The sequence below is a fragment of the Vibrio sp. 2132-1 genome, assembly GCF_033344315.1.
Genome location: NZ_JAWPON010000002.1, coordinates 160,392 through 173,442, shown reverse-complemented (window position 1 = coordinate 173,442; position 13,051 = coordinate 160,392). Strand labels below are relative to the sequence as shown.

The 13,051-nt window shown below is 44.6% G+C and carries 7 protein-coding genes; 4 read left to right on the top strand and 3 right to left on the bottom strand.

Features of this window, described 5'->3' with window-relative positions; translation table 11 throughout:
* Positions 1-53: 53 nt before the first annotated feature.
* The 3 genes from vmeK to erpA all read right to left on the bottom strand — a co-directional run bounded on the left by vmeK (position 54) and on the right by erpA (position 4,730).
* Positions 54-3,158 carry a multidrug efflux RND transporter permease subunit VmeK gene (gene vmeK / locus R8N47_RS02475; RefSeq protein ID WP_042521357.1) on the bottom strand — a complete coding sequence of 1,035 codons (3,105 nt, stop codon included), beginning with the start codon at positions 3,156-3,158 and terminating at the stop codon, positions 54-56.
* Positions 3,159-3,167: 9 nt separating this feature from the next.
* Positions 3,168-4,283, bottom strand: coding sequence for an efflux RND transporter periplasmic adaptor subunit (locus tag R8N47_RS02470; protein ID WP_042521356.1), 1,116 nt, complete (start codon positions 4,281-4,283; stop codon positions 3,168-3,170).
* 105 nt (positions 4,284-4,388) lie between these two features.
* Positions 4,389-4,730 carry an iron-sulfur cluster insertion protein ErpA gene (erpA, locus tag R8N47_RS02465; protein ID WP_005380031.1) on the bottom strand — a complete coding sequence of 114 codons (342 nt, stop codon included), beginning with the start codon at positions 4,728-4,730 and terminating at the stop codon, positions 4,389-4,391.
* A gap of 246 nt (positions 4,731-4,976) precedes the next feature.
* Between erpA and hemL the strand changes: the two genes are divergently transcribed.
* From hemL to R8N47_RS02445, 4 genes are all read left to right on the top strand, one after another.
* Positions 4,977-6,272 (top strand): glutamate-1-semialdehyde 2,1-aminomutase, encoded by a 1,296-nt coding sequence (gene hemL, locus R8N47_RS02460; protein WP_005380032.1) that lies wholly within the window; start codon positions 4,977-4,979, stop codon positions 6,270-6,272.
* Between the two features lie 345 nt (positions 6,273-6,617).
* Positions 6,618-7,703 (top strand): AI-2E family transporter, encoded by a 1,086-nt coding sequence (locus R8N47_RS02455; protein WP_005386541.1) that lies wholly within the window; start codon positions 6,618-6,620, stop codon positions 7,701-7,703.
* Positions 7,704-7,779: 76 nt separating this feature from the next.
* A complete protein-coding gene (gene rsmC / locus R8N47_RS02450; RefSeq protein ID WP_017820412.1) occupies positions 7,780-8,805 on the top strand; it encodes a 16S rRNA (guanine(1207)-N(2))-methyltransferase RsmC in 1,026 nt (341 codons plus the stop codon).
* Between the two features lie 225 nt (positions 8,806-9,030).
* Positions 9,031-12,417, top strand: a complete 3,387-nt coding sequence (locus R8N47_RS02445; protein ID WP_064354276.1) for a response regulator — start codon at positions 9,031-9,033, stop codon at positions 12,415-12,417.
* Positions 12,418-13,051: the final 634 nt, after the last annotated feature.

The following is a 13,051-nucleotide window of genomic DNA, read 5'->3' as shown; positions in this document are numbered from 1 at the left end:
GAAAAGGGCAGCGAAGCTGCCTTTTTGTTTTGTCGATATCATCACGATAAAGCTTACTGTTCGGAGTGATGCTCTCTCCCGAGCATAAGCAAACACGGTGTCAGAACTAACGTTAGCAAAGTCGCAAACGCCAAACCACCCGCGACAGCGGTCGCAAGCTGAGACCACCATTGAGTGCTTGGTGCGCCAAACTCCACTTTCTGATTAACTAAGTCGATGTTCATTTCTAACACCATTGGCAATAAGCCTAATATGGTGGTCACCGTAGTAAGTAAAACGGGTCTTAAACGCTGCACACCCGTACGCAAAATAGCCTCAGATTTTTCTAAACCACGTTTACGCATCTGATTATAAGTATCGATTAAAACAATATTATTGTTTACCACGATACCAGCCAACGCAATCACTCCAATTCCCGACATAATGATGCCAAATGGCTTTTGGAAAATAAGTAACCCAGCGAAGACACCAACGGTAGAAAACAGCACTGCACTAAGGATTAAGAAAGCTTGATAAAAGCTATTAAACTGCGTAATTAAAATCAAAGCCATGACACCAAGCGCGACAATAAAAGCATTTTGCAAGAATGCTGATGAGTTTTCCTGCTCTTCATTTTGACCCCGAATCTTATATTCAATACCTTCCGGTAAGTCGAGCTGTTCCATTCCAGCGGCAATCTTAGGTAACTCAAGCGCCAAATTGTAACCTTCCACCATATCCGCTTTAATATTGATAACTCGATGACCGTCGACCCGACGAATAGTGTCTTGCTTATGATCTGGTTTGATTTGAGCAAAATTCGTAATCGGTACCAGACCAGCTGCCGTTTTCACTCTCAGTTGATCAAATCGACCTATGTCGCGCTTATCTTGCGGATAGCGCACCAAAATATCGACTTCTTCATCCGCATCATCGGGCAAATAATCGCCTATTTTCAAGCCGTTCGTAACAAACTGGACGGTATTCCCGACTAAAGTAGCATCCGCTGCAAAGCGAGAGGCGTCATCTCGCTGGATATCAATTTGCCAATCAATCCCTTCCTTATTAGTGGTATCACTCAAGTTGGTCAGTGCAGGATTACCATCAGCCCAATGTCGTACTTTTTTGGCTGCTTCATCTAACGCACTAACACTCAAATTTCGTGATGACACTTCAATCACGAGATCATGCTCGACAGGCGGTCCTGCGTCCGGGAATTTATACTCAAGTTCAACACCATAAAAGCGGTCTGTCGTCTCTTTTAGTTCCTCAATAATGGTTTTCACTTTGCGTCGATACTGCCAATCCACAGGCGTTATTTGAATCTGGCCAATCTCGTCCCCATTATCGCTCGATCCTGTGCGCGTGTAGACACTTTCAAACTCGTCATGACCGAGCATCACCTTCTCGATTTCGCGCATAACAACATCTTTTTCGTGAATAGACAGGTCACCATAAGAACGAACTTTAACGGTAAAAAAGGCAGGGTCCACCTCAGGGAAAAACTCTGCACCCAAGCCAGCTTTGTTGTAAGTGAAGCCGACACCTGCCGCTAGCAGTATCGCGCTGAGTAAGACTTTCCATGGATGACGAATCGCTACCGACAGAGTCTGGTAATAAAGCTTGGTAATGCCTGTCGCTTTTTCAAAGTTGCCGTTATGCAGCTCTACCATTTCTCGCTGAGCTTTCTGATTGACTACTTGAGGCTTGCCAATGATCCCACCGATGACAGGAACGAACAATAAAGCCATCATCAGCGAAGCGGCCAAAGTAGCAATTAAAGTAAGTGGTAAGTACTTCATGAACTCACCAGTAATGTCTGGCCAGAAAAGTAACGGAGCAAACGCAGCCAATGTGGTTGCTGTGGATGCGGTAATAGGCCAGGCCATTCGCTTTGCTGCATCTCGATAGGCTTCTTTACGTGGCGTTCCTTCTTGCATGCGCCGATCTGCAAACTCTGTCACCACAATGGCACCATCCACCAACATGCCTACTGCCATAATTAAAGCAAACAGTACGACGATATTGACCGTCAGCCCAAATACCGATAACACCAACAACCCAGTCAAGAACGATCCTGGAATAGAAATCCCCACGAGAAGCGCGGTCCTAACCCCCAATATGGCAATAATGACGATAACTACGAGGATAATTGCGGATAAGATATTGTTTTGTAGATCACTGAGCATCAATTTGACATCGTCGGATTGATCCCAAGTGTATTTAACTTGCAAATTGTCGGGCCACTCGGCGCGCTTCTGTCCCTGAGCCAGTACTTCTTTTACCAGCTCAACCGTTTCAATGATGTTTTCCCCTGCCCGTTTTTTTACGTCCAAAACGATGGCAGATTCGCCATCTAAACGAGCAAAACTTTCAGGATCGCGAAATGCACGTCGTACTGTCGCCACATCGCCAAAAGTGATCACCTCTTTGCCATTCACCTTGATCGGTAGTTCAAGCACATCTTTCAGTGAATCAAAAACCGATGGGACTTTTACCGAAAAGCGTCCATACCCAGTATCGACAAACCCCGCTGCCACAACTCGGTTATTCAAGGCAATTAAATTATAGATATCCGCTTGATCGAGACCGTAGCTTTCCATCAATAGCGGATCGACAACTATCTCCACGATGTCTTCGCGATCTCCTGCGATTTCAACCTCAAGAATCTGACGGAAACTTTCCAAACGATCACGTAACGTTCTGGCAATCTGAACAATGGTTCGCTCTGGTACGGTGCCATAGAGCACAACGGTCAACACAGGCTCTTCAGATGCAAACGTGACTTCGTTTACCGTTGGCTCATCACTGTCCTCTGGTAACTTTGGCTTCGCAAGATCAACCGCATCACGCACATCTGCCATCGCTTTATCAAGATCCACTCCGACACTAAATTCCAGCGTCACCGAAGCATGACCTTCTGATGCCACAGAGGTCATCTCTTTTACGCCTTCAATAGAGCGCAACTCTTGCTCTATTGGCCGAACTAATAAACGTTCGGCATCGACGGGAGAAATGCCTTGATGCCCAACAGAAACGTAGATAATAGGAATGGTAATATCTGGGCTCGATTCCTTGGGGATAGTGACGTAAGTAATGACACCGGCAATTAAGATCATCACCAGTAATGTCAGCATGGTGCGAGCGCGGGATAACGCAGCATCAATCAGAGTGTACATAAGTGCTCCTTACTGCTCACTAGCCGCTTCAACAACTACGTCATCAACTTTATTGGCCAGTACTTGATCACCATCTCGCACAAAACCTTGTCCCAGCACGATAATGTCTGCACGCTCTCCTAACCCAGAGAGCCACACACCATCATCCTCGGCCTTAACGAGTTGAATTGGAACAAACTCAACATGCTCATTACGCAGTGTCTTGACACCTAAGTTACCTTCTTCATCTAGTGCTAACATGGCAGCCGTAATCTTTACTGCCAACACTTCACTCAAAGGCAGCTGTACTTCTGCGCTCATACCGGCAGGAATTCTTGCGTCTTGATTATCAATTTCGATTTCAATTGGAAATGTATTAGTAGAAGCAGAAGAAACACGTCCAATGTAGCGTACACGACCTTGATGATGCTGTTGGTTAATGGTTCTTACGTCGGCTTCTAGGCCTTCCTTAAGGTATTGTATATGCCGTTCACTGACATCGGCTTCAATCACTAAAGTATCCAAATCAATGACCGTCGCAATAGGATCGCCAATCCCGACAAAATCACCTAACTCAACAAAGTGGTGATCTACGATGCCATCAAATGGCGCTTTAACCTCAGTATTTCTTAAAGCCGTTTGCACGTTACTCAAATTCGCACGTGCATCTACCAACGCTGCTTGCGCTGTCGCAAATGCAACCTCACCTTGCAGTCCTCGACTTTTTAGTGATTTAGCTGCATTAAACTCTTTTTCTTTAACCAACAGCATCGCCTGGGCTCGTTTAAGTTGAATGCCAAGGTCGCGCTTATCGATGTTTGCGATCACTTGTCCCTGTTTGACCGCTTGGCCTTTCTTTATGTTAAGACTGACTATTTTACCGGCAACTTCGGCGCCAAGACGCGCTTGACGATTGGGCGCTGTTCGTCCATACAATTCAATGGTTTTACTGGTAGGTTCGGCAAGAAAAGTATCAAACATCACCTTTGCAAGTGGTGTCGTGTTCGTGGATGTTGAAGAGTTAGGATGATCATCTTGTGCTTTGAGTTGGCCGATGGTTAGCCATGCAACAAGAAGTAAGACGAGGATAAGAGATACTAGCCAAGGGCGCTCGACAACTCGGCGTCCAAAAGAAAGTCCAGACATATAAAGTCCTTTTTATTATTTCTCTGCATATCTGCGAGCGTGTGCTTTACGTGACATCCTTCTACATAAAGCACAGGCAGCCATTAGCTGCCTGTTAGGTGTTAACTACACACTGAACGATGCACCACAACCACATGTTGTCGTTGCATTGGGGTTATTTACGAAGAAGCGCGCTCCTTCCAACCCTTCAGTGTAGTCAACAATACCGCCAACGAGATATTGCAGACTCATAGGGTCTACAACCAGTGTTACACCACTGTTTACGATTGTCGTATCGCCTTCGTTTACATTTTCATCAAAAGTAAAGCCGTATTGGAAGCCGCTGCAGCCGCCGCCAGTAATGTATACGCGCAGTTTCAATGCTGGGTTTTCTTCTTCAGCAATCAATGCTTTAACGCGAGATGCTGCTGCGTCAGAAAAAGATAATGGTACGTTTACTTCGCTCACGAAGACCTCTCTCACTCGTGTAATGCGTCAAGCCTGAAGCAAGACGTCAAATTTGTGCTAATTGAGACGATTATCCAATACCTGACAAACTCGTTCAAGTATTCGCCGCCGATTCTTTATAACAGATGCGGATATATAAGATTACACTGCGAAACAACACATAAATTAAGCAAAACGTTTCTAACTTGATTATAGCTAGGTACAATGCGCTCCACTTGGTCCGAGCAATCAAAAGAGGATAACCCCATGACCAAATCATCAGAGCTGTATCAAAAAGCTCAGCAAACCATCCCTGGCGGTGTCAATTCACCAGTTCGTGCATTCAACGGCGTTGGCGGTTCTCCGCTATTTATCGAACGAGCAGACGGTCCACTGATTTTTGATGCCGATGGTAAAGCGTATATTGATTACGTTGGCTCTTGGGGTCCAATGATTCTTGGCCACAACCACGCGGTTATCCGCGAAGCAGTAATTGATGCAGCGCAACGCGGTCTTAGCTTCGGTGCGCCAACAGAGCTTGAAATCGCGATGGCAGAATTAGTTTCTGAGCTTGTTCCATCAATGGAGCAAATCCGCATGGTAAGTTCTGGTACTGAAGCTACTATGAGCGCGATTCGCCTTGCACGTGGCTTCACCGGTCGCGACAAGATCATGAAATTTGAAGGTTGTTACCACGGCCACGCTGACAGCTTGCTAGTAAAAGCAGGTTCTGGAGCACTAACTCTAGGCCAACCAAGCTCTCCTGGCGTTCCTGCAGATTTTGCTAAGCACACGCTAACAGCAACATTCAACGACCTAGATTCTGTACGCGAGCTATTTGCTGCTAACAAAGGCGAAATTGCTTGTATCATCGTTGAGCCAGTAGCAGGCAACATGAACTGTATTCCACCAGTGGAAGGCTTCCACGAAGGGCTACGTGAAATCTGTGATCAAGAAGGCGCGCTACTAATTTTTGATGAAGTAATGACAGGCTTCCGTGTTGCTCTAGGCGGCGCGCAAGCACACTACAACATCAAACCCGACCTAACGACACTGGGTAAAGTGATTGGTGGCGGTATGCCAGTAGGTGCTTTCGGTGGCCGTAAAGAAGTGATGCAATACGTTGCACCTACAGGCCCAGTTTACCAAGCTGGTACCCTTTCCGGTAACCCTGTCGCAATGGCAGCAGGCTACGCATGTTTGAACCTTCTAAAAGAAGAAGGCAACGAAAAGCGCCTAGCTTCTAAAACGAAACAACTTGCTGAAGGCTTTAAGTCTCTAGCAGAAAAACACGGTATTCCGCTAGTTGTTAACCAAGTGGGCGGTATGTTCGGCTTCTTCTTCACTGACCAAGAAAAAGTAACTTGCTACGAAGACGTAACGAAGTGCGATGTAGAACGCTTCAAGCGTTTCTTCCACTTAATGCTAAAACACGGTGTCTACCTTGCGCCATCTGCGTTTGAAGCGAGCTTTACTTCACTCGCTCATGGTTCAAAAGAGATTGATGCCACACTAGAAGCTGCTGACCGCTGTTTTGCTGTTCTTGCAGAAGAAGCGAAATAATCGCTAAAAACGGCGATAACGCATTTAGAAAAGGACCGTTACGGTCCTTTTTTATTGCCAATTCAAAATAACCAATATCGCTAATACCCCAACGACAATGCCAAACCACGGTATTCGCTTAGCTTTTTTCTCGGTTTGACACTTTTTATCACCGTTGCAACAACCCATAGCTCATCTCTTGATTGATAACCGACTGATTTGTAGTCATTATAGCAAGGTACATCGCCCTGCTCTAATTCGGCATTGTCATAAGCTTGAAAGAGTTAAGAGTGCAAAGTAATAAAGGTTACACGCCATCATTGAAGGCATAAACCGTAAACGTCACCTGTAAGTTGGACTAATACCATGCCAAATAATGTAAAAATAACGTCGAGTCACCGAGTACTAATGGTTGCTTTACTCGCCGCTGCTTTTGCTTGCTACTTATTGGTTGAGCCATATATCAATTCCATTGTGATGGCTTTTATCATTTCTTTGCTCATGTTTCCGATACACGAATGGTTTGAGCAGAAAATTCCCAAGCACCCCAATATGGCGGCACTGCTGTCATGTGTCGTCTTGACGTTTATTATTGTTATCCCGCTTTTATTTGTGTTTGCCGCCATTGTTCAGCAAGGCTCTGTTTTCTCACAAAATACATATAATTGGGTTACCAATGGTGGTATCCAAGATATATTCCAACATCCTTTCGTTATCAAAGGCTTAGCGATTGTTAATGAGTACTTACCTTTTGATAAAATCGAGCCCAAAGCCATCGCTGAGAAAATTGGGCAATTTGCCACATCGTTTGGCTCTAACTTAGTTGCTATTAGCGCAAAGATTTTAGGAGACGCAACCAACTTCCTAATGAACTTCTTCCTAATGCTGTTTGTGTTGTTTTTTCTGCTTCGTGACCACGACAAAATTATCTCTGCGATTCGTCATATTCTGCCACTTTCACGTAGCCAAGAAGACCGAATATTGACAGAGATAGAGCAAGTTTCTAAATCAGCCGTAATGGGCTCATTCATGACGGCGATTGCTCAAGGTTTGGCTGGCGGCATCGGTATGTGGCTCGCCGGCTTCCCTGGGCTATTTTGGGGAACGATGATGGGCTTTGCATCATTCATTCCAGTGGTAGGAACCGCGCTAATCTGGATTCCTGCAGCAGCGTACTTGTTCTTAACAGGCGATATGACTTGGGCTATCTTTTTGACGGTGTGGAGTGTAGTTGTCGTTGGCTCTATAGATAACCTATTGCGCCCGTTGCTAATGCAAGGCAGCGCCGGCATGAATACCCTTATGATTTTCTTCTCATTACTGGGTGGTCTGCATCTGTTTGGTTTGATTGGTCTTATCTACGGCCCACTTATTTTTGCCGTGACCATGGTACTGTTTAATATCTACGAGGAAGAATTCAAAGACTTCCTTAACCAACAAGACAACAGCTAGTCACCGCTTAATCACTTCAAGCTTGGGGCAGATTGTGCGAAAATCTGCCCCAAATTATTTCTGATGAACCAAATTTATGTCTGCTTATATCGCTCCTAGCCAAATAGCTCAGCGCCAACTTGAATACTTCAACGGAAAACACGTTTTAGTCGCTGGTGAAGTTGAAGACCTATTTCCTCTTGAGTTAGTAGCTCATTGTGAGTCTGTTGAAGTGTTTACTTCCAACTATAGCTACTACCGCCAAATTCAAACCTCTGACAAAGTGAAAAGTCATTTTGGCTCTGTGTTTGATGTTGAAACAAAAGCAGACATGGTCCTTTTATACTGGCCAAAAGCAAAAGCCGAAGCAGAATACTTGCTGGCGATGTTGATGGCGAAACTGGGCATTAACACCGAAATCGTCATCGTTGGTGAAAACCGCTCCGGCATCAAGAGCATCGAGAAGATGTTCCAAGAATACGGCCCTGTGAACAAGTACGACTCTGCTCGTCGCTGCTCATTTTACTGGGGTAATTGCCTCAATGAACCAAAACCTTTCAACCAAGCAGATTGGTTTAAGTCTTACACTGTTACACTCGGTGAGCAGTCGCTAGCGGTTAAGAGCCTACCTGGCGTATTCAGCCATGGCGAGTTCGACTTAGGTAGCCGATTGCTGCTTGAAACCTTACCTAAGCTGTCGGGCAAAGTGCTCGACTTTGGTTGTGGTGCAGGTGTGCTCGGTGCGTTTATGGCGAAAGCGAATCCAGAGATCGCGATTGAGATGTGTGACATTAATGCTTATGCGATCACTTCTAGCCAAGCCACATTAGAAGCGAATGGTTTATCCGGACGCGTATTTGCATCAGATATATACTCGGATACCGCAAAAGACTACCGCTTTATCGTCAGCAACCCGCCATTCCACAGTGGTTTAGACACAAATTACAACGCAGCGGAAACCTTGTTGGGCCAGGCACCACAATATCTAACCAAAGACGGTGAAATGGTGATTGTCGCGAATAGCTTCTTAAAATACCCACCAATTATCGAGCGGGCGTTTAATAATTGCGAGACGCTAAATAAGACCAATAAATTTTCTATCTACTACGCGAAAAAATCATAACTTCCCCCGCGCAGGCACAAACCTGCGCGATTTTTTCTCATAAATTCAACACTCATAAGAAAAACTGCGTCACCCTGCACGCTTTACAACTAACTTTCTTGTCAAAGAAAAAAAACTCGTTAATTTTGTTAATTCTATCTAGTTGAACATCTTATCCGTTTTTAACGAGAACCTCGGCAGCGAAGTATGTTTTAGAACTGCCCATTATGAGTTGTAATCTTATCCATGTTTAAATTCTACAAAAAACAGAAATTTAAGCGCCTTCAGAGTACACTGATGACCGCATTTCTGGTGCTCAGTATCACACCTCTTACCATTACTGCGATCTTTTTCTTGCAGTCCCACAGTAAAGATCTGCAAGAACAAAGCACCTCGCACTTACTGTCTGTTCGAGATACAAAACAGCAGCAAATCATCGACTACTTTGAGGCACGAGAAACCGAAGTCATGGGCTTTGTGCGCTCAGAGTTGGCTTACGCCAGTGGTGGCCGATTCTACGGTCTCGTCAATGCTTTTAGTCGTTTAGGCAATGATATTGAAGAGTCTCGTAAAAACGCCCAACAGCGCTACATCGAGGGCAGCGGAGACCAAATCAAAACCTCAACGTTACCCGAGTCATCCAACTATGTAGGAAGTGAACGTTACCGGCTTTTGCATAAACGCTATCATTGGGCCTACTTGGAGCTCCTCAAGCGCTCTGATTTTAATGACATTTTGCTGGTCGACATCAATGGTAACGTCACCTACTCGATCAACAAAGACGATAACTACGGAACGAACTTGTTATCAGGCCCCTACAAAGACTCGGCACTTGGCAAAACTTTCAAGCGTCTCGCCGATGATGTGACTGAACGTCGAAAAGTAAACGAAGACTACACTCCTGTGATTGTGTCTGACTTCGAGCTGGAAGGGGGTAAATCAGTCGCTTGGCTAGGTGCACCAATTGTTCAGCAAGGTTATCTACACAGCTATGCCATGTTCCGCTTGCCAAATAATGGCATCACTAAGTTAGCCGCAGACGCTAATCGAGAGTCATCCATTAACACCCTGCTGGTTGGAAATGATCACCAACCTCGCACAATTAACACGAAACAAGACGACATTAAGAACAGTTTAGAAGTGATCGATAAAGCACTCTCTGGTGCGTTTGGTGTCGGCACTTACACGAACGGCTTAGGTGAAGAAATCATCGCGGCTTATGCACCGATTGAAACTCGTGGTGTGATTTGGGCGCTCGTCGTACAGTTACCAGAAAACGAAGCTTTCGCTCGTATCCATCAACTCGAAAAACTATTCGTTATCGCTATGTTGATCGCCATTATCCTTGTGGTGATAGCTTCTCACTATTTATCAAACTTTATCACTTCTCCGTTGCTGAAATTGACTTGGGTTGCCGAAAAGGTCTCTGCAGGGGATCTTGATGACACGTCTTTTAATACGGTTCGTAAAGATGAAATTGGTCGGCTTGCGTTAAGCTTTGAACGAATGCAACGCTCTATTCGAGAGAAGATTCAAACCATTAAGAAGCAAAATGAAGAACTAGAAAGCAGCATACAGATCATTCAAAAACAGAATGAAGAACTGCAATTGGCCGATAAATTAAAAGATGAATTCTTAGCCACGACTTCTCATGAACTTCGTACACCGTTACACGGCATGGTCGGGATTGCTGAAACCTTAGCGTCCGGCGCCAATGGTGCGATCCCCGCTAGCCAGAAATATCAGCTTGATATCATCATTAAAAGTGGTCAGCGTCTCGCTAATCTAGTCGATGACTTGTTGGATTATCATAAAATGCGTTATGGAAGCATGGATATCCAGAAATCAGCAGTGAGTTTGGGCAGTGCAACACGATTGGTTTTAGAGCTTTCTAGCCATTTACTCGGAAGTAAAACCATCCGCATCATCAACCAAGTCCCAGCGGATTTAAAAGCAGTGTCAGCTGACCCGCAACGCCTTGAACAAGTGCTATATAACCTGATTGGCAATGCGATTAAATACACCTCAGAAGGTAAAATTGTTATCTCCGCTAATGTGGTAGATGATCATGTACGCGTACAAGTCGTGGATACTGGACAAGGAATTCCCGCAGAACAACTTGAACATATTTTTGAACCACTTATCCAAGCAGGGCAAGACGCGAGCCGTTATCGTCAAGGTGCAGGACTTGGGCTCTCCATTAGCCGTCAATTGATCGAATTAATGGGAGGCTCGTTATACGTCAGTAGCCAACCAATGGTCGGAACTACCTTCAGTTTCACTTTACCGCTCGCCAGTGAAGAAGAAATCCAAGCAACCCAGACTCTAGCTGCGCACGGGCACTTCCAAATTCCTGAAGTTAATGTAGAGAACAGTGAAGACTTATCACTTCCAGAGAACCCAGACGGCCCGTTACTGTATGTTGCTGACGATGAACCAGTAAACTTACGCGTGCTTGAAAGCTTTTTACGTTTAGAGGGCTATCGTGTGCGTACCGTCTCCGATGGGCCAGAAACGTTAGCGCTCGTCGAGCAAGAGAAGCCGGAACTTCTGTTATTGGATATCATGATGCCAGGCATGAGCGGCTACCAAGTTTGTAGTGAACTACGTGAAGCCTATGATCATGCCGAATTGCCAATCATTATGCTCACCGCACTCAGTCAAACAGAAGATCGTGTAAGAGGTTTTGAAGCAGGAGCCAACGACTATTTATCGAAACCATTTAATAAACAAGAGTTGGCGGCACGTATCCAAGCGCATTTAACGGCAAGCAAAGCAGAAATGCGCCATATGGAAAACAAAGTGCTAGAGTCTGAACTTAGACAGCGAGCAGTCGTTGAAGCAAGCTTACTTGAGACTCAAGGTCGTTTGTTGGAACAGCTAGAATCGGCTCCTGAAGCAATCATCTGTCTACGTGAAGACAAGCGTATTCGCTTTGCTAACGAAGCTGCTTGTAAGCTATTCAAGCGTAGCTTAGAACAGCTAAAGCGCTCATCTGCTGATGAGCTGATTGCCCCTAAATATCTAACCGTCAAACAACCTCATTACTGTGGCAAGATTGATATCTATATTGAAGATATTCGTCAGAACATCGAAGCAGACATTCTTAAGCTCCCTGAAGGTTCAGGGTTAGATATCATGTACATCTTTAATGTCGGCGGTGGAGCCAGTGCCGCTCGCATACATAATCTAGAAACCGCCGTAGAAGTGCTTTCAAGTTATGCATTTGATGGTGACAAAGACCAATTACAAAAGCTAAAAGAGCTTGGCGGAGAATTTACGCGCCTTGCAGACAAAGCGCTCGGTAATAAAAAAGACAAGCAAGAACTTATGCGAGAAGTTCTAGTAGACGCAATGACACATGCTTTAGAGTATTGGGAATCTGTAACGGGTGAAAGTAAGTTCGCATTTGCAGAGCAAAGTGGCTTGTGGCGCGTTTATCTAGACCGTAGTACTTTGCAAACACGCACTTTAGATAAATACATGCGTATAGAAACATTACCCAAAACACCACGTTGGAGAACGGTGCTAAGCTCGATAGAGTTCATTCTCGAACACTGCAAAGAACAGAGCCCCGAGAGAGCATACATAGAAGCACAACGAGATAAACTACAGCGACTATTGACCAGCTAATATTTATCAAAAAACTAGCCCAGCGTGCATGCTGGGCTTTTTTGTTATTCGAGTATTCCCTTCCTAGAGATAAAAGAGACCGCCTCTTCCTACCCCGTTAACATATTTCCAATAACGAACATTTGGTTAGACAACGCTATCTATTGTTGGTCTTCAAAACGTACGACTTTATCCATTTAACTTGTCTTAACTAGGTAAGTTCGAGCAACCGAAAAACTTCATTCATACAATAAAAAAAGGACAACAAACGGAAGAAAACTGTCGATAAAAAAGGCCATTTTTCAGATAACAAGCGGATTTTGACGAACTATTGATAGAGATTGCGAACTTAATCACAACAGAACGGCAGATTAATTTTTAGCTGATTAATTAACACCATTTCTGCATGTGAGCGAGATCTCCAAACCTAGAAACCAAGCAAGAAACGTATATTTAAAAAGGACCAACAGGTTAGTAATCACCAACATTCATTATTAACAAGGATATAAACTGCGACGCATATCAACGTTTATTTTTTGGCCCAATGCTGGTTAAAATTAGCCAAAATAACGTTTATAACGGAGAGCTCAGAGATTTTAACGTTTTTAACGGGAATCAAGTTTGATTATTTTATGGATAAGGTGTTTTCTTACTC